Origin of the sequence: Thermus arciformis (assembly GCF_900102145.1) — a bacterium.
In the GTDB taxonomy this organism is placed as follows: Bacteria; Deinococcota; Deinococci; order Deinococcales; family Thermaceae; genus Thermus; species Thermus arciformis.
In genome coordinates, this window is record NZ_FNBC01000003.1 from 58,740 (window position 1) to 75,371 (window position 16,632).

At 69.2% G+C, this 16,632-nt stretch carries 20 protein-coding genes and 2 tRNA genes; 10 read left to right on the forward strand and 12 right to left on the reverse strand.

All coding sequences use genetic code 11. The features are described 5' to 3' along the window. Positions 1-48: 48 nt before the first annotated feature. The 3 genes from BLP62_RS01990 to BLP62_RS02000 form a co-directional block, all read right to left on the reverse strand. A complete protein-coding gene (locus tag BLP62_RS01990; protein WP_093005338.1) occupies positions 49-606 on the reverse strand; it encodes a CPBP family intramembrane glutamic endopeptidase in 558 nt (185 codons plus the stop codon). Next, positions 606-884, reverse strand: a complete 279-nt coding sequence (locus tag BLP62_RS01995) for an Lrp/AsnC family transcriptional regulator (RefSeq protein WP_093005340.1) — start codon at positions 882-884, stop codon at positions 606-608. The genes BLP62_RS01990 and BLP62_RS01995 overlap by 1 nt, the downstream gene beginning before the upstream one ends. Positions 885-1,000: 116 nt before the next feature. Continuing rightward, on the reverse strand, positions 1,001-1,687 hold the full coding sequence (locus BLP62_RS02000) for a metallophosphoesterase (protein WP_093005342.1): 687 nt from the start codon (positions 1,685-1,687) through the stop codon (positions 1,001-1,003). A gap of 23 nt (positions 1,688-1,710) precedes the next feature. Between BLP62_RS02000 and BLP62_RS02005 the strand changes: the two genes are divergently transcribed. The 6 genes from BLP62_RS02005 (at position 1,711) to BLP62_RS02030 (ending at position 5,451) form a co-directional block, all read left to right on the forward strand. After that, positions 1,711-2,145: a regulatory protein RecX gene (locus tag BLP62_RS02005; protein WP_093005344.1), complete on the forward strand. Its 435-nt coding sequence runs from the start codon at positions 1,711-1,713 to the stop codon at positions 2,143-2,145. A 9-nt stretch (positions 2,146-2,154) separates the two neighbouring features. After that, complete coding sequence (locus tag BLP62_RS02010) at positions 2,155-2,592, forward strand: type II toxin-antitoxin system RatA family toxin (protein WP_093005346.1); 438 nt, start codon at positions 2,155-2,157, stop codon at positions 2,590-2,592. Positions 2,593-2,682: 90 nt separating this feature from the next. Further along, entirely contained in the window at positions 2,683-2,955 is a 273-nt protein-coding gene (locus BLP62_RS02015) for a stage V sporulation protein S (protein ID WP_014515944.1), read from the forward strand. Continuing rightward, positions 2,952-4,148 (forward strand): RsmB/NOP family class I SAM-dependent RNA methyltransferase, encoded by a 1,197-nt coding sequence (locus BLP62_RS02020; RefSeq protein WP_093005348.1) that lies wholly within the window; start codon positions 2,952-2,954, stop codon positions 4,146-4,148. The genes BLP62_RS02015 and BLP62_RS02020 overlap by 4 nt, the downstream gene beginning before the upstream one ends. After that, positions 4,145-4,930 (forward strand): pyrroline-5-carboxylate reductase, encoded by a 786-nt coding sequence (gene proC / locus BLP62_RS02025; protein ID WP_093005350.1) that lies wholly within the window; start codon positions 4,145-4,147, stop codon positions 4,928-4,930. The genes BLP62_RS02020 and proC overlap by 4 nt, the downstream gene beginning before the upstream one ends. Then, entirely contained in the window at positions 4,927-5,451 is a 525-nt protein-coding gene (locus BLP62_RS02030) for a hypothetical protein (protein ID WP_093005352.1), read from the forward strand. Before proC ends, BLP62_RS02030 begins: the two co-directional genes overlap by 4 nt. On the opposite strand, the gene BLP62_RS02035 is transcribed toward BLP62_RS02030, so the two are convergent. From BLP62_RS02035 to rpsB, 8 genes are read right to left on the reverse strand one after another with little or no spacing between them, the layout of a single operon-like run. Next, entirely contained in the window at positions 5,438-6,064 is a 627-nt protein-coding gene (locus BLP62_RS02035) for a glycosyltransferase family 2 protein (protein WP_093005354.1), read from the reverse strand. The genes BLP62_RS02030 and BLP62_RS02035 overlap by 14 nt on opposite strands. Then, the gene (locus tag BLP62_RS02040) at positions 6,061-7,074 is read right to left on the reverse strand and encodes a M50 family metallopeptidase (RefSeq protein WP_093005356.1); all 1,014 of its coding nucleotides are present in this window, start codon (positions 7,072-7,074) and stop codon (positions 6,061-6,063) included. Before BLP62_RS02040 ends, BLP62_RS02035 begins: the two co-directional genes overlap by 4 nt. Further along, positions 7,071-8,174 (reverse strand): 1-deoxy-D-xylulose-5-phosphate reductoisomerase, encoded by a 1,104-nt coding sequence (gene dxr / locus BLP62_RS02045; protein ID WP_093005358.1) that lies wholly within the window; start codon positions 8,172-8,174, stop codon positions 7,071-7,073. Before dxr ends, BLP62_RS02040 begins: the two co-directional genes overlap by 4 nt. Beyond that, on the reverse strand, positions 8,171-8,995 hold the full coding sequence (locus tag BLP62_RS02050; protein ID WP_093005360.1) for a phosphatidate cytidylyltransferase: 825 nt from the start codon (positions 8,993-8,995) through the stop codon (positions 8,171-8,173). The genes dxr and BLP62_RS02050 overlap by 4 nt, the downstream gene beginning before the upstream one ends. 21 nt (positions 8,996-9,016) lie before the next feature. Further along, positions 9,017-9,574 carry a ribosome recycling factor gene (gene frr, locus BLP62_RS02055; RefSeq protein ID WP_093005362.1) on the reverse strand — a complete coding sequence of 186 codons (558 nt, stop codon included), beginning with the start codon at positions 9,572-9,574 and terminating at the stop codon, positions 9,017-9,019. Positions 9,575-9,585: 11 nt separating this feature from the next. Continuing rightward, on the reverse strand, positions 9,586-10,290 hold the full coding sequence (gene pyrH, locus BLP62_RS02060) for a UMP kinase (protein WP_093005364.1): 705 nt from the start codon (positions 10,288-10,290) through the stop codon (positions 9,586-9,588). Between the two features lie 55 nt (positions 10,291-10,345). Further along, positions 10,346-10,936: a translation elongation factor Ts gene (gene tsf, locus BLP62_RS02065; RefSeq protein ID WP_093005366.1), complete on the reverse strand. Its 591-nt coding sequence runs from the start codon at positions 10,934-10,936 to the stop codon at positions 10,346-10,348. Further along, a complete protein-coding gene (rpsB, locus tag BLP62_RS02070; protein WP_093005368.1) occupies positions 10,933-11,724 on the reverse strand; it encodes a 30S ribosomal protein S2 in 792 nt (263 codons plus the stop codon). The genes tsf and rpsB overlap by 4 nt, the downstream gene beginning before the upstream one ends. Positions 11,725-11,887: 163 nt before the next feature. Here rpsB and BLP62_RS02075 point away from each other — a divergent pair. Together BLP62_RS02075 and BLP62_RS02080 are read left to right on the forward strand one after the other, a co-directional pair. Continuing rightward, positions 11,888-11,962: transfer RNA gene (locus tag BLP62_RS02075), tRNA-Ala, on the forward strand. 215 nt (positions 11,963-12,177) lie between these two features. Then, positions 12,178-13,410 carry a Gfo/Idh/MocA family protein gene (locus BLP62_RS02080; RefSeq protein WP_241374120.1) on the forward strand — a complete coding sequence of 411 codons (1,233 nt, stop codon included), beginning with the start codon at positions 12,178-12,180 and terminating at the stop codon, positions 13,408-13,410. A 15-nt stretch (positions 13,411-13,425) separates the two neighbouring features. On the opposite strand, the gene BLP62_RS02085 is transcribed toward BLP62_RS02080, so the two are convergent. Next, positions 13,426-13,519, reverse strand: a tRNA-Ser gene (locus BLP62_RS02085). Positions 13,520-13,576: 57 nt separating this feature from the next. Between BLP62_RS02085 and BLP62_RS02090 the strand changes: the two genes are divergently transcribed. Together BLP62_RS02090 and BLP62_RS02095 are read left to right on the forward strand one after the other, a co-directional pair. Beyond that, positions 13,577-16,051, forward strand: coding sequence for a CBS domain-containing protein (locus BLP62_RS02090; RefSeq protein ID WP_093005370.1), 2,475 nt, complete (start codon positions 13,577-13,579; stop codon positions 16,049-16,051). After that, positions 16,026-16,631, forward strand: coding sequence for a zinc metalloprotease (locus BLP62_RS02095; RefSeq protein WP_093005372.1), 606 nt, complete (start codon positions 16,026-16,028; stop codon positions 16,629-16,631). Before BLP62_RS02090 ends, BLP62_RS02095 begins: the two co-directional genes overlap by 26 nt. Position 16,632 lies beyond the last annotated feature (1 nt).

Genomic DNA, 16,632 nt, shown 5'->3' on the forward strand with positions numbered 1-16,632 from the left:
GTGGCCTCGGCCTCGGCCGAGGGGGCGGGGAAAGGGGGGCTTGAGGGGTCAGGGCTGGCTTTCGCGGGCAAGCTCGTAAAACCCGCGGGCGTTGTGGAGGAAGTGGGCCAAGACCCCAGGCAGGAGGCTTCCCGTGAGGAGGTAGGCGAGGCCCAGGAGGAGGCCCGCCGCCCCGGCGTAGAGGGTGTAGGCCAGGGCCTTCCTGGGGGCGGGGTGGAGGAGGGCGAAGAGGAGGGCCTGGAGGACCACTGCCCAAGGCCCCGTCCTTAAGGCGAGGAGGCTTTGGGCGAAGCCCCGGAAGAAGACCTCCTCGGCCAGCCCCGAGAGGAAGGCCAGGAAGAGGAGGATAGGGGGGCCCGCCCCCGCCTGCCGCAGGGCCAGGCCCAGCTCCCGGTGGAGGCGCTCCGCTTCCCGGAAGGACCCGGGGAAAAGGCGCTGGAAAAGGAGCTCCAGGCCCGCCAGGGCGAGGAAGAGGAAAAGCCCCAGGAGGGTTTCCCCGAAGGGGTGTTTCCCCACCATGGGAAAGCCCCAAAGGAACATCCCCCCGCCTCCCAGGAGGAGAAGCCCCCCCTGCAGGAGGAGGAGAAAGCGGAAGGGCCCCGGCACTACCCCTGCCCCAGGGAGAAGCCCTGGTCCAAAAGCCGCTTGGGGTAGGCGCGGAAGGCGAGGAGGGTTTCCGTGCGCTCCACCCCTTCCAGGGCCAGGATCCCCTGGGTCACGGCCTCGTCCAGCTCCTCGAGGTCCCTCAGGCGCAGGAGGGCCACGAGGTCGTAGGGCCCGGTGACGGAGTAGACCTCCGCCACCTGGGGCAGCTCGGCGATGGCCTCCCCCAGGGCCTGGACGCGGCTTCCCCGGGCCCGGATGAGGACAAAGGCGGTGATCATGGCTCCATCATAAGGGCCTCCACGAAGGCGAGGCGGCTCATCTCCCCGCCGGAGGCCAGATAAAGGGCCTCCATCCCGTGCCCCACGGGCCGCCAAGGCATGTACCGAGTATAACCTCAGTCCGCTTCCAGAACCAGCTTGGGCCGGAAGCGGAGGGCGTCCGCCGCCACCAGGTGGAGGGGGATGCCCTGGTAGCTTTGCGGCAGTTTGGCAGGGTCGGCCCCGTGGAGGTGGCCGTAGACGATGGCCTGGGGGTGGGCCCCGGCGGCGAGCTCCAAAAGGGGCGAGGCCTCTCCGCTTGGCCCAAAGGGGGGAAAGTGGAAGGCCACCACCAGGTGGCGGTGGGGCTTTCCCTCCAGAGACTTCAGGGAGAGCTTTAGCCGCTCCACTTCCCGGGCCAGGATCCTTTCGTCCTCGAGGGTCTCCGGGGGGTACTGCCAGCCCCGGGTCCCCGCCACCGCCACCCCCTCCAGGACCAAGGCGTCGTTCTGCAGGGCGTACATGCCCTCGGGAAGGACGGCGCGAAGCCTGGAGATGGAGGGCCACCAGTAGTCGTGGTTCCCCTTAAGGAGCACCTTCTTCCCGGGGAGGGCCCCTAGGTCCAGGAGGTCGGGGAGGGCCTCGGAAAGGCGCATGGCCCAGGAGATGTCCCCGGCCACGATCACCAGGTCCGAGGGCCCCACCACCTCCCGCCAGCCGCGGAAGAAGGCCTCGGGGTGGCCCTGCCAGCCGGGGCCGAAGATGGTCATGGGCTTGGGGTGGGCGCGGGAGAGGTGGGGGTCGGCGATGGCGAAGACCCGCATGGGCCATAGCGTACCCTAAACCCATGGACAAGGCCGAGGCCTTCGCCTACGCCCTTCGCCTCCTCTCCCGGCGGGCCATGAGCCGGGCCCGCCTTAAGGAAAAGCTCCTGGAGCGTTTCCCCGAGGCCGAGGTGGACCAGGCCCTGGAGCGCCTTTCGGCCCTGGGCTACCTGGACGACCGGGCCTTCGCGGAGACCTTCGTGGCCCTTCGGCGCAAGTACGGGCCCCGGAAGCTCCGCCACCTCCTCAGGGCCCAAGGGGTGGGGGAGGAGGTGGTGGAGGCGGTCCTTAGGGAGGTGGGGGAGGAGGAGGTCCTCGAGGCCGCCCTACGGGCCCTTCGCCGCTACCCCCGGCGCCAGGACAAGGCCAAGGCGGTGCGGTTTTTGCTGGGGCGGGGCTTCCCCCTCGCCGTGGCCCTCCAGGCCTACGAGCTTGCCAAGGAGGAGGAAAAGGGGTAAAAAGGGCCCATGCCCGAGGTGCGCGCCGAACGTTACATCCAAGCCCCCCCGGAGAGGGTCTACGCCCTGGCCAAGGACCTGGAGGGCCTGAAGCCCTACCTCAAGGAGGTGGAAAGCCTCAAGGTGCTGGCCCAGGAGGGCCACCGCACCCGCACGGAGTGGGTGGCGGTGGCCATGGGCAAGAAGGTGCGCTGGCTGGAGGAGGAGGAGTGGGACGACGCCCACCTCAGGAACCGCTTCTTCTCCCCGGAAGGGGATTTTGACCGCTACGAGGGCACCTGGGTCTTCCTGCCCGAGGGGGAGGGGACGCGGGTGGTCCTCTCCCTGACCTACGAGCTCACCATCCCCATCTTCGGAGGGCTCTTGCAAAAGCTCGTACAAAAGCTCATGCAGGAGAACGTGGAAAGCCTTTTGAAGGGCCTGGAGGAGCGGGTCCTCGCGGGCTAGTTGCCAAAGGGGCCCGCTTGCTCTAGCATGGGCCTTGAGCCGCCCACGCCTTTGCCAAGCGGGTGGCCCAAGGGTTTTCAGGAGGTCAAAGTGGAAACGTTGCGCGTCTCTTCCAAGTCCCGCCCCAACTCCGTGGCCGGCGCCATCGCGGCGCTTCTCCGCACCAAGGGAGAGGTGGAGGTGCAGGCCATCGGGCCCCAGGCGGTGAACCAGGCGGTGAAGGCCATCGCCATCGCCCGCGGCTACATCGCCCCCGACAACCTGGACCTGGTGGTGAAGCCCGCCTTCGTCAAGCTGGACCTGGAGAACGAGGAGCGGACCGCCCTGAAGTTCAGCATCAAGGCCCACCCCCTGGAGTCTTGAAGGCCCCCACGCCCCGGGGCCTGGCCCTCGCCCTTCTCCTACGGGTGGAGATGGGGGGGCGGGCCCAGCACCTTTTGGACCGGGCCCTGGACCGCCTGGACTGGCCCGAGCGGGACAAGGCCTACGTCACCCACCTGGTCTACGGGGCCTTGCGCCGCCTGAGGCTTCTGGACTTCCTCCTGGAGCCTTACCTTAAGGCCCCCGGGAAGCTCCCCAAGGAGGTGCGCTGGGCCCTGCGCCTGGGGGCTTTGGAGTGGCTTCTCGGCAAGCCCGACCACGCCCGGGTGAGCCCCTGGGTGGAAGAGGTCAAGGGCCGCCACCCGGGGTTCGCGGGCCTGGTGAACGCCGTGCTCCGCCGCCTGCGCCCCCGGGAGGCCCCGGAGTGCGTGCGCCTTTCCCTACCGGACTGGCTCTGCGAGGCCTGGCGGGGCTTCTTCGGGGACGTGGCCTTCGCCGAGGGCTTCAACGAGCCCGCCCCCCTCTTCGTCACCGCCTACCGGGAGGTGGACCTGAAGCCGGGTCCCATCCCGGACAGCTACGTCTGGGAAAGGCCCAAGACCGATTTTCCCGCCCTCGGCCTCCAGCCGCAAAACCCCGCTTCCCTCTTCGCCGCGGCCCTCTTGGAGCCTAAGCCCGGGGAGAAGGTGCTGGACCTCTGCGGCGGGGCCGGGCTCAAGGCCTTTTACCTGGCGGCCAAGGGGGCGGAGGTGGTCTCCTACGACCTGAACGCGAAGCGCCAGGAGGCGGGGGCCAAGACGGCGAGGCGCCTCGGCCTCCGGGTGGCCTACCGTACCCAGGACCTGCGGGAGCCCCTTCCCGAAAAGGCCAAGAAGGTGCTCCTTGACGCCCCTTGCACCGGGACGGGCACCTTCCGGGCCCACCCCGAGCTCCGCTACCGCCTGGCCAAAGAGGACCCAAAGGAGATGGCCCTCCTGCAGCTTCAGCTTCTGGAGACCGCCGCCCAGGCCACGGAGGAGGGGGGGCTTCTGGTCTACGCGGTCTGCTCCCTCACGGAGGAGGAGGGGGAGGGGGTGGCCCGGGCCTTTTTGGAGCGGCACCCCGGGTTCCGCCCGGAGCCTTTCTTTTGCCCCTTGCCCGTCCTTCGGCAGGGGCTTGGGGTCTATGTGGCGCCCCAGGGGGGCCTGGACGGGTTTTATTACCTCCGCCTCCGCAAGGTAGACTCAAGGGCATGAAGCTCGCCTTCCTGGGCCTTGGCAAGATGGGCCGGAGCATCCTCAAGGGGGCTTTGGACCGGGGCTTTTTGCGCCCGGAGGAGGTGGGGGTGGTGGGGCGCACCCCGGAGCGGGGCCAGGCCCTGGCCGCGCCCTTTGGCGTCCGGGCCCTCTCCCTCCAGGACCTGGCCGAGGCCGAGCGGGTGCTCCTCGCCGTCCAGCCCCGGGACTTCCCCCAGCTGGCCCCTGAGATCCCCCGGGCCGGGGTGGGGTTTATCTCCATCATGGCGGGGGTTTCCACGGCCGTGCTGGCGAGAAGGCTGGACACCCGGCGGGTGGTGCGGGCCATGCCCAACCTGGCGGCGGTGATCGGGGAGAGCTCCACCGCCCTCACCGCCCTACGGGAGGCCCAGGAGGCGGGGGACCTGGACTTCGCCCGGGCCCTCTTCGCCACGGTGGGGGACGTGTACGAGATCCCCGAGCACCTCTTTGACCCCTTCACCGCCATGTCCGCCTCGGCCCCCGCCTACTTGGCCCTGGTGGCCGAGGCCTTAGCCGACGCCGGGGTGAAGATGGGCATGCCCCGGGCCCTGGCCCTCCGCCTCGCCGCGGACGCCTTGGCGGCCACGGGGGAGCTTCTCAAGGGCAGGCACCCCGCCCAGGTCAAGGACGAGGTGGCGAGCCCCGGGGGCACCACCATCCACGGCCTCCACGCCCTCGAGGCCCGGGCCCTCCGGGCCGCCTTCTACGAGGCGGTGGAGGCCGCCACCCGCCGGGGGCACGAGCTGGGGGAGGCGGAATGAGGCGCGGCCTCGTCCTGGCCCTCCTCCTCGCCTGGGCCCTGGCCCAGGTCTTCCCCAAGGAGGGAGGGGTCTACGCCTACTCCGACGGCACCCTCCAGGAGCTGAGGCTCACCCCGGAGGGGTTTCGCCTGCGCTATTCCAAGGGGGGCAGGCTCTTCCGGGAAGACCGCCTGAAGGCCCTCCCGGAAGGGCTTTACCTCTTGGGGGTGGGGCTCTTGGAGGGCTACTTTCCCTTTACGCCGCCCCTCTTCCTCTACCCGGCCCGCCTGGAGCTGGGCTCGGCCTGGGGGGGAAGCGCCCTTTTCCGCGGCCAGCGGGTGGCCCTCTCCGCCCGGGTGGAGGCCCTGGAGGGGGTGAGGGTGAAGGCGGGGACCTTCAACGCCCACCGGGTGCGGGTGGCCTACACCACGGAAAAGGGGGGCACCGACCTCAAGGAGCTCTACCTGGTGCCGGGCCTGGGGGTGGTGGCCTACCGGGCGGGGGAGGCCTGGGTGGAGCTCCTCCGCTTCAGCCCGCCCTGAGGCGGTAACGCAGGATCTCCCAGTACATGCGCAGGCGGTGGAGGAGGCCCTTGAGGAGGCCCCGCTTCTCCTCCTTCATCACCTGGCTCACCCCGGGAAGGGGGAGGTAGCGCACCCGCCAGCCCCGGCGCTTGGCGTGCCGGGTGAGGAGGAGCTCCAGGTCGTAGCGGGCCCCCGCCAGGCCGGGCACCCCCCTCAAGGCCTCCGTGGCCAGGGCCCGCTGGCCGGAGAGGAAGGGGGTGAGGCGCATGGCCAGGTCCGTGGAAAGCCGCCCCCCCTGGAAGACCCCCACGGTCATCTCCGCCTCGCCCCGGGCCACCGGGAGGAGGAGGGCGTGGAGGTGCTCGGGCTTTAGGCCTAGGAGGTCCGCGTCCAGGAGGAGGACGAAGGGGGTGGCCACCGCCTTCAGCCCCTCGGCGATGGCCCCGCCCTTGCCCCGGTTTTCCGGAAGGCGCACCACCCTGGCCCCGGCCTCCAGGGCCCTTCGGGCGGTTTCGTCCGTGGAGCCGTCGTCCGCCACCACCACGGGGAAGCCCGCCTCCTTGGCCACCCGCACCACCTGGGCCACGGTGGCCTCCTCGTTGTAGGCGGGAATGAGGACCGTGGCCGTCATGGGGCTCCGAGAAGCCTCCTTAGGTCCTGGAAGGTCACCAGGACCACCAGGAGGAGGAGGAAGAGGAAGCCGAGGTAGTGCACCAGGGCCTCCCGCTCCGGGGGGAGGCGGAGGAGGCGGGAGAGGAAGAGGAGGAGGATCCTTCCCCCGTCCAGGGCGGGGATGGGGAGGAGGTTGAAAAGGGCCAGGGAGAGGTTGATGGAGGCCGCAAGCTCTAGGAGCCGGAAGACCCCTTCCTGGGCAGCCTTGCCCGTCTCCGCCACGAGGCCCAAAGGCCCCACCACCCCGCTATTGGGGTTGCCGGAAAGCACCCCCAAAAGCCCCCCCACCAGGGCCCGCACCATCTGGGGCCCGAAGGAGAGGGTGCGCTCCACGGAAAGGAGGAACCCCTCGAGGAAGCCCACCCGCCGGTAGCGCACCTCGGGCCCATAGACCACCCCGAGCCGCTCCAGGCCCTCCCGCCAGGTGAGGGAAAGGGCCACCTCCTTCCCCTCGCGGAGCACCACGAGGGTGTGGCTCCCCGGGGTCTTGAGCCGCTCTATTTCCTGGGGGCGCTCCAGGGGCTTCCCGTCCACGGCGAGGAGGATGTCCTTAGGCCTAAGCCCCGCCTCCTCGGCCACGCTCCCCGGCAGGACCTCGAGGATCACCGCCCGGCCCGTGGCCTCGGGCACCCCCTGGGCGCTGAAGAGGTAGGCGAGAATCCCCCAGGCGAGGAGGACGTTCATGGCCACCCCCGCCACCAGGACGAGGAGCTTCCCCAGGAAGGGGAGGGCGTCGTACCCCCGCCCCTTTTCCTCGGGGAGGAGGCCCTCAATGTCCGCATAGCCCCCCAAGGGGATGGCGGAAAGCCGCCACTCCGTGCCCCAGGCCTCCTTGCGCCAGAGGACCGGGCCGAAGCCGAGGCTGAAGGCCTTCACCCGCACCCCCTGAAGCCTCGCCGCCAGGTAGTGGCCGAGCTCGTGGACGAATATGCTTACGCCGATGACCACCAGAAACCAGAACAGGCTCATGCCCACCTCTTGGCCTCCTCCCGGGCCCAGGCGTCCACGGCGAAGAGGCTCTCCCATGTTAGGGGCTCTGTGGGGGTGGCTTCCAGCACCCGGGCCAGGATCTCGGGGATGCGGGGGAAGGGGATTTTCCCCTGGAGGAAGGCCTCCACCGCCACCTCGTCCGCGGCGGAGACGGCCACCTGGGGGAGGCCCCCCCGCCTTCCCGCCTCGTAGGCGATGGCCAGGGCGGGGAAGCGCTTGAGGTCGGGTTCCAGGAACTCTAGCACCCCGGGGATGGGGAGGTCCTTCAGGGGGGTCTCCGCCCGCTCGGGGTAGGTGAGGGCGTACTGGATGGGAAGCCGCATGTCCGTGGGGCCGAGCTGGGCCTTGAGGCTCCCGTCCAGGAAGCGCACCAGGCCGTGGACGTAGGCCTGGGGGTGGACGAGGACCTTGATCCTCTCCAGGGGGAAGCGGAAGAGCTCCTTGGCCTCGAGGACCTCGAGGCCCTTGTTGAAGAGGGTGGCCGAGTCCACGGTGACCTTGGGGCCCATGCGCCAGCGGGGGTGGCGGAGGGCCATCTCCGGGGTCACCTGGGCGAGGTCTTCGGGCTCCTTTAGGAAGGGCCCGCCGCTCGCCGTGAGGATGAGCTCGGCCACGTCCTCCCGCCTCTCCCCCAGGAGGGCCTGGAAGAGGGCGGAGTGCTCCGAGTCCACGGGGAGGATCTCGGCCCCGTGGGCCTCCGCCTCCCGCCAGAGGAGAGGCCCCGCGGCCACCATGGCCTCCTTGTTGGCGAGGGCCACCCGCTTTCCCGTTTGCACCGCCACCCGGGTGGGGGAAAGCCCGGCGAGGCCCGGGATGGCGGCCACGGCCACCTCCGCCTCCAGGGCCGCCACCTCCTCGGCCGTGGCGAGCCTAAGCCCGGGGAAGCGGGCCTTGAGCTCCTTGTGGAGGCTCTCCTCCGCCGCCACCAGGAGGGGCTTCCAGAAGGCGATCTGCTCGGCGAGGGCCTCGAGGTTTTTCCCGGCGGCGAGGCCCACCACCCGAAAACCCCGCCAGCGGCAGACCTCCAGGGCCTGCTTGCCGATGGAGCCTGTGGAGCCGAGGACCACGACCCGTTTCATGTGAAGAGCACCACCAGAAAGTAGGTGAGGGGGAAGGTGAAGAGGAGGCTGTCTATCCGGTCCAGAAGACCGCCGTGCCCGGGGAGGAAGCTCCCTGAGTCCTTCACCCCGCAGTAGCGCTTGAGCATGGACTCCGCGAGGTCTCCAAGCTGGGCCGCCAGGGAGAGGAGGAGGCTAAAAAGCCAAAGCTCCAAAAGCCCGAAGGGGAAGACCTCCCGCACGAGCCCCGTGTAGAGCAAAAGGGCGAGGAAGCTGAAGGCGATCCCCCCAAAAGACCCCTCCACCGTCTTCCCCGGGCTGATCTCGGGGGCGAGCTTCCTCCTGCCCCAGGCCCGGCCCGCGAAGTAGGCCCCGATGTCCGTGGCGAAGCTGGCCACGATGGGAAGGCTTAGGGTCCAAAGCCCCAGGGCCCCATCGGGGGTCTCCCGGAGGAGGAGGACATAGCCCAGGCTCCAGGGCAGGTAGAGGAAGGCGAGAAGGGTGAAGGCGAGGCGGGTGAGGTCCGCCCCCCTCAGGAGCTCGTAGCTGAAGGCCGCCATGAGAAAAAGGCCCAGGGCCACCTCCCGCCAGGGCACCTGGGGAAAGTGCCAGTAAAGGGGAGGGAGGGAGAAGAGGAAGAGGAGAACCCCCCCCAGGAAGAAGAGGGGCAGGTTGAGGGCCACCCCTCGGCGGGCCAGCATGTCCCTTAGCTCCAGGCCCCCCAGCCAGAGGACGAGGACCAGGGTGGGGAGGATCAAGGGCGTCCCCGCCCAGAGCACCAGGAGGAGGAGCCCCGCTCCCACGAGGGCGGAGAGGACGCGGGTGGGAAGCTCGTCCTTCAACCTGGGTCTCCGGGAAGGGCGTTAGTGGAGGATCTCCCCTTCCTTCTTCTCCAGCATCTCGTCCACCTTGGCGATGAACTCGTCGGTGATCTTCTGGATCTCCCCCTCGGCCCGCTTGGTGTCGTCTTCGGAGAGGTGGAGTTCCTTGGAAAGCTTCTTGAGCTTTTCCAGGGCCTCCCGCCGGATGTTGCGGATGGCGACCCGCCCCTCCTCGGCCAGGTGCCGGGCTGTCCGGACGAGCTCCTTACGCCTTTCCTCCGTGAGGGGAGGGATGTTGATGTAGAGGGCGTCCCCCTTGTTGCTGGGGTTCAGGCCCAGGTCCGAGTCGCGGATGGCCTTCTCAATGGCCTTGAGGGCGTTTTGGTCCCAGGACTGGACCACGAGGGTCCGGGCGTCGGGGGCGGTGACGGTGGCGATCTGGTTCAGCGGGACGTGGGCGCCGTAGTACTCCACCTTGAGGTGGAGGAGGAGGGCGGGGTTGGCCCGTCCGGTGCGGAGGCCCGCCAGGTTGTGCTCCAGGGCCTCGAGGCTCTTTTGCATCTGGCTTCGGGTTTCCGCGTAGAGGTCTTTCAGGGTCATGCTTCCCTCCTTCAGGTGTGGATCAGGGTACCCACCTTTTCCCCCTGGATAATACCCACCAGGGCGCCGGGCTTAAAGATGTCAAAGACCACGATGGGAAGCCCCGCCTCCATGCAGAGGGTGATGGCGGTGGTGTCCATCACCTGCAGGCCCCGGTTCAGGACCTCCAGGTAGGTGAGCTCGTCAAAGCGCACCGCCTGGGGGTTCTTCCGGGGGTCGTCGGAGTAGACCCCGTCCACCTTGTTCTTGGCCATGAGGACCACCTCGGCCCCCACCTCCAGGGCGCGGAGGGCGGCGGCGGTGTCCGTGGAGAAGAAGGGGTTGCCCGTCCCCCCTCCGAAGATGACGATGCGCTCCTTCTCCAAGTGGCGGAGGGCCCTGCGGCGGATGTAGGGCTCGGCCACCTGGGGGATGGTGAGGGCGGTCTGGACCCGGGTGGGGACGCCCAGGGATTCCAGGGCGTCTTGGAGGGCCAGGGCGTTCATGATGGTGGCCAGCATGCCGATGTAGTCGGCGGTGGCCCGGTCCATCCCCACCCCCTGACGCGCGCCCCGCCAGAGGTTCCCCGCCCCGATGACGATGGCGAGCTGGACCCCGGTCTCGTAGGCGGCCTTGATCTCCCGGGCCAGGGCCTGGGTGGCCTCGGGCTCTATGCCGAAGCCGTTTCGCGTCAGGAACTCGCCGGAAAGCTTCAGGAGGACGCGCTTGTACTTCATGGCTTTAAGGAAAACCGGGGCCCGCTTGGGTAGGGGCCCCGGCGGCTTCCACGGTCTACGCTCCCACTTCCAGGCGGCAGAAGCGCCGCACCACGATGTTTTCCCCGGTCTTGGCGATGGCCTGCTGGATGAGCTCCTTCACCTTCACCTTGTCGTCCTTGACGAAGGGCTGCTCCAGGAGGACCACCTCCTCCAGGTACTTCTTCAGGCGGCCCTCGGCGATCTTCTCGGCGATCTGCTGGGGCTTCCCCTCGTTGAGGGCGGCCTGGATGTAGATCTGCCGCTCCCGCTCAAGCTCCTCGGCGGGGATCTCCTCGGCGGAGACGTAGCGGGGGTTCATCATGGCGATGTGCATGGCGAGGTCCCTGGCCAGGTTCTGGAAGACCTCGTTCCTGGCCACGAAGTCCGTCTCGCAGTTGAGCTCCAGGATGACCCCCACCCGCTGGTTGTGGTGGATGTAGTGGCCGACGATGCCCTCCCGGGCCTCCCGCTCCGCCTTCTTGGCGGCCTTCATGGCCCCCCGCTCCCTTAGGAGCTGGACGGCCTTTTCCTCGTCCCAACCGGCGTCCTCGAGGGCCTTCTTCACGTCCATCATGCCGGCCCCCGTGGCCTCGCGCAGCTTCTTGATGAGTTCCATCTGGCTCATGCTTCCACCTCGTCCTCGCCTTCCAGGCCCTCGTCCAAGCCCCCCTGGGCCTCGGCCCGCTCGGCCGCCTCTACCAGGGCGTAGGAGGGAGAGGGCTCCACCACCCCGCCCCGGGCCTCAATGATGAGGTCCGCCGCCCGGGAGAGGATGAGCTGGATGGAGCGGATGGCGTCGTCGTTGCCGGGGATGATGTAGTCCACCAGGTCGGGGTCGGAGTCGGTGTCCGCCAGGGCCACCACGGGGATGAAGAGCTTCCTGGCCTCCCGCACGGCGATGGCCTCCTTGGTGGGGTCCACCACGAAGACGGCGTCGGGAAGCCGCTTGAGCCGCCGGAAGCCCGAGAGGTACTTCTGCAGGCGCTCCAGCTCGTGCCTCAGGCGCACCTGCTCCTTTTTGGGGCGGTCCTGGATGTCCTCGGAGGCGAAGAGGTTCTCCAGCTCCTCCAGGCGGTGCACCCGCTGGGAGATGGTCTTGAAGTTGGTGAGCATCCCGCCCAGCCAGCGCTGGTTCACGTAGGGCATGCCCGCGCGGTCCGCCTCCATGCGCACGATGTCCTGGGCCTGCTTCTTGGTGCCCACGAAGAGCACCGTGCCCCCGCGCATGGCCAGGTCCTCGAGGAAGCGGAAGGTGCGCTCCAGCTCCACCATGGTCTTCTGCAGGTCAATGATGTGGATGCCGTTGCGCTCCGCGTAGATGTAGCGGGCGAACTTGGGGTTCCAGCGCTTGCGCTCGTGGCCAAAGTGCACCCCGGCTTCCAGTAGCTCCTTCACGCTGATGTTAACAGGCATACTCCTCCCATCGGGGAAGGTTGGGCTTGGCGTTTCCCGTGCGCCGTCCTCTTTCCCGCGGGACCTTCCCCTGCCCGAGGGCTGGTGCGGCACACCTTCCCGATTATAGGGGGCGGGGGTCCTTTGCGTAAGCCCCCCTCTTGGGCTATACTGCCGAAGGCCTGGGGCGGTAGCTCAGAGGGAGAGCACCCGCCTTGCAAGCGGGAGGTCCGGGGTTCAAATCCCCGCCGCTCCACCAGCTCTAAATACCCCGCCGCGGCGAAAGCCGCGGCGGGGGCTCCAAAAGGGCCTTTCCCAAGCCCCACCTCTAGCCTCCTAAGCGCGGGCACTTAGGAGGCAAAGCCTTACCCCCCGGTGGCGTGGCTGGGGGGTCGGTTTTACGGTGACCCCTTCCAAAGCGGAGGCCTGGGGCAAGGGAGGGAATGGCAGGATAGAACCATGAGGCCCCGTTTGGTGGTTCTTGGAGCCGGGAACCGGGGCTTCGCCTACGCCCGTTACGCCCACGCCCTAGGTGCCCGCATCGCGGCGGTGGCGGAACCCCGTCCCGAGCGGCTTCAGGCCTTCCAGCAGGCTTTTGCTGTGGAGCGCGCCTTTGCCGACTGGCGGGAGCTCTTGGAGGCCCCGCTTCTGGGGGAGGCTGCGGTGGTGGCCCTGCCCGACCGGCTTCACGCCGAGGCGGCGGTGGCCCTTATGGAAAGGGGCTACCACCTTCTCCTAGAGAAGCCCATCGCCCCCACCTGGCCGGAGGTGGAAGAAGTGGCCCAGGCCAAGGAGCGCACGGGGCGCATGGTGGCCGTGGCCCACGTGCTCCGCTATACCCCTTACGCCCGGGCCCTGAGGGGGCTCTTGAAGGAGGGGGCGGTGGGGGAGGTGGTTTCCGTCCAGCACCTGGAACCGGTGGGCCACTGGCACTACGCCCATAGCTTCGTGCGGGGAAACTGGCGAAAGGCGGAGGAGTCCAGCCCCTTCCTTTTGGCCAAGAGCGTGCACGACCTGGACTGGCTCCTTTTCCTGATGCCGGGGGAGGTGGCCCGGGTGGCCTCCTTCGGGGGGCTCTACCACTTCCGCCCCGAAAACCGACCCCAGGGGGCGGCCTTCCGGTGCCTGGACTGCCCGGAGGAGGTGGAGAGGGGGTGCCCCTTCTCCGCCAGGCGCATCTACCTGGAGGCCTACGAGAAGGGGGAGAGGGGATGGCCCCTGGACGTGGTGGCCTTTCCCCTCACCCGGGAGAACCTGGTGCGGGCCTTGGAGGAAGGCCCTTACGGGGAGTGCGTCTACCTGGGGCGAAACGACGTGGCGGACCACCAGGTGGTGGCCCTGGAGTACCGGGACGGGCGCACGGCCAGTCTGCACGTGGAGGGCTTAAGCCGGATGCGGTTCCGGGAGACCCGGATCTTCGGCACGAGGGGGGAGCTTTTCGGAGACGGGAGGCACCTCAGGCTCTATCGGTTTGGGGAGGGGGAGAGGGTCTACGACCAGGGGACGGAAGGGGAGGGTTCCATCCGAAGCGGGCACGGGGGCGGGGACCTTGGCTTGGTGCGGGCCTTTGTGGAGGCCCTCCGCCGGGAGGACGAAAGCCTTTTGGAGCCTTTCTCCGAGGCGGTCCAGGCCCATCGGCTCACCTTTCTGGCGGAGGAGGCCAGGAGGAAGGGGAAGGTGGTCCACGTGGAAAACCCCTTGCCCTAGCGGGCAAGGGGCCTTTGGCGGAGAGGGCGGGATTCGAACCCGCGAGGCAGGTTTAAGCCCGCCTACACGATTTCCAGTCGTGTCCCTTCAGCCACTCGGGCACCTCTCCACGTGCCAAGCCTGAGTCTAGCAAGCGGGTTTCCTTCCGTCAAGTAAGCTAAAAACCGTGCGGGTGGTGGTGGCCCACGAGAACCTGGACTTTGACGCCCTGGGCTCCATGGTCCTGGCCGGAAAGCTTTTCCCGGGGAGCGTCCTCGCCCTGGTGGGGGGCCTGGAGGGCCCCCTTAAAGAGATCGCCCCCCTCCTGGAAGACCGCCTGGACCTCCTTCCCGCCTCGGAGATCCCCCTGGACAAGGTCTCCGAGGTGGTCCTGGTGGACAACGCCCGCCCTGAGCGCATCGGCCCCTTCCGGGCCTTGGTGGGCCGGGTACCCTTCTGGGTGTTTGACCACCACCCTAGGGCCCCCGGGGACGTGCCCGCCGTGGGGGGGAGGGTCCAGGAGGTGGGGGCCACGGTGAGCCTCCTTTTGCCCCTCCTCAAGGAGCGGGGCCTCGCCCTGACCCCTTTGGAGGCCACCTTGGCCTACGCCGGGGTTTGGGAGGACACCGGGGGCTTTAGCTTCCCCTCCACCACCCCTTTGGACCTCGAGGCCGCCCACCACCTGGCCCTCATGGGGGCGGAGATCCCCCGGGTCCGAACCTGGGTGCGCCCCCGCCTGGGGGAGGAGGCCCGGGGGGTCCTCAAGGAGCTCTTGAGGACCGCCCGGGTGGTGGAGGTGGAGGGCTTCCGCCCCCTCCTGGCCAGGGCCAAGGAGGAAGGGTACGTGCCCGCCTTAGCCCCCCTGGCCCACACCCTTTTGGACCTGCACGAGGCGGATGGGGTGCTCCTCGTCCTGCGGCTTGGCCGGGAGACCCTGTTCATCGCCCGGAGCAAGGCGCGCCTGGACGTGGCCCGCTGGCTCGCCCAGGTGGGGGGTGGAGGGCATCCCCGGGCGGCCTTCGCCCGGGTGAGGGGGGTGGGAAGCGCCCTGCAAAGGCTTCTGGCGAGCCTTCCCCGTTTCCTGGAGCCTGAGCCCACCCTGAAGGAGGTCATGACCTCCCCGGTGGAGACCCTTTCCCCCACCACCGTGGAGGAGGCCCTCAGCAGGCTGGAGGAGCGGGGCTATGGGGCCATGCCCGTGGTGGTGCCCCTGGAGGGGGAGGGGGTCCGGGTTTTGGGGCTCGCCCGGCGGCGGGACCTGAGGAAGGCCAAGCGCCTGGGCCTGGCGGACCATCCTGTGGAAGGGTTCCTGGCTCGGGCGGTGGTCCTGCCCCCGGACACCCCCCTTTCCCAGGCCGAGGCCTGGCTCAAGGAGGGGGCGGGCCGGGTCCTGGTGGGGGAGCGGGCGGGGGAGGGGTGGCGGCTTCTCGGCATCTTCACCCGCACGGACCTCTACCGCAGGCGCCCGGCCCCGAGGCCCGCCTTGGGGGAGCGCGTCCTCGAGGCCTTGCCCGAGGGGACGAGGCAGGTGGTCCTGGCCCTGAAGGAGGCCTTCCCCCAGGGGGTCTACCTCGTGGGGGGGGCGGTGCGGGACGCCCTTTTGGCCCGGGCGGGGCCGGATCTGGACCTGGTGCTGGAGCCGGGGGTGCGGGTGGCGGAGGTGGCCCGGTTTCTGGTGGAGCGCTTCGGGGGAAGCTACGCCCTCCACTACGCCTTCGGCACCGGGCGGGTGCGCCTCCCCTTCGGCCTTTCCGTGGACCTGGCGGAAAGCCGGGAGGAGGTCTACCCCTACCCCGGGGCCCTGCCCCAGGTGCGCCCGGCCCCCATCGCCAAGGACCTGGAGAGGCGGGACTACACGGTGAACGCCATGGCCCTCTCCCTGGCCACCCTGGAGCTTCTGGACCCCTACGGGGGGTTAAGGGACCTGGAGGCCCGCCTCCTCAGGCCCCTCCATCCCCTGGCCTTCGTGGAGGACCCGAGCCGCATCGTCCGGGGGGCCCGCCTGGCGGCGAGGCTCGCCTTCCGCTTCGCCGAGGAGGCCTTGCGCATCCTCCCCCCCGCCCTCCTGCCCGAGGTGCTCCGCACGGCCAGCAAGAGCCGCCTCCGGGACGAGCTTTTGCTCACGCTGGAGGAGGAGACCTTCCTCGAGGCCCTGGCCCTTTTGGAGGAGCTTGGGGCCTTGGGGCCCCTTTACGGCCTCTCCCTCCCCGACAAGACCCCCTTCGCCCGCCTCCGCCTCCCCGAGGACGCCCCCGAGCGGGCCAGGGTGGAGGCCCGGCTCCTCCTGCTCCTCTTCTCCCAGGAAGACCCCTTGGCCAGGGCCCAGGCCCTGGCCCTGCCCAAGCGCCTCCAGGAGGACCTGGCCCTCCTTTTGCGGGCCCAAAGGGGAGAGGAGGTGCCCAAGGAGCCCCTGGACAAGGAGCCCTTGCGGAGCGTCTTTTTGGCCCTTTTCCCCGAGCGGGAGGCTTGGCTTAAGGAAAGGCGGCGGGTCCTCCGGGGGCGGGACCTCTTGGAGCTGGGCCTCGCCCCGGGCCCCAAGGTGGGGGAGGTCCTGAGGAAGGTGGCCGAGGCCCGGGCCCGGGGGGAGGTGCGCACCTTTGAGGAGGAGCTGGCCCTGGCCCGTAAACTGGTGGGCGATGGGACTCTTCCCTCTCCTCAATGATCCCCCGGTCTTCCTGGTGGCCTTCGCCTTGGCCACCCTGGGCCTCGTCCTCCACAACCTCTTCCAGGCCTGGCTCGCGGACCGCTACGGGGAGATGGCCCCCAGGCGCTACGGCTTTCTCTCCCTGGACCTCCGGGTGCACCTGGAGCCTTTTGGGCTATTGCTCCTCCTCCTTTTGGGCTTCGGCTGGCCCCGCCCCGTGCCCACCCGCCTTCCCGGGCCCAAGGGGGCCTTGGTGGCCCTTATGGGGCCCTTGGGGTTTTTCGCCGCCGCCTTCCTCTTCGGCCTCCTCGCCCGCTTCCTGCCCTACCCCTTCGGCGAGGGCCTCCTTGCGGCCTACAGGCTCATGCTCCTCCACGCGGCCATCTACCTCTTCCCCGTGCCGCCTCTGGACGGGGCCAAAGCCCTCTACGCCGTGGGGGGGTACGAGGCCCGGCGTTTTCTGGACCAGCTTTCCTCCTACGGCCCCGTGGGCTTCCTCCTCATCTTCCTCGTCCTCTCTTACACCGGGGTGACGGGCTCCGTGGTCCAGGGGCTTGCGGGGCTTCTGGAGGCCTTGTACCGGGCCTTGGGCCTGTGAG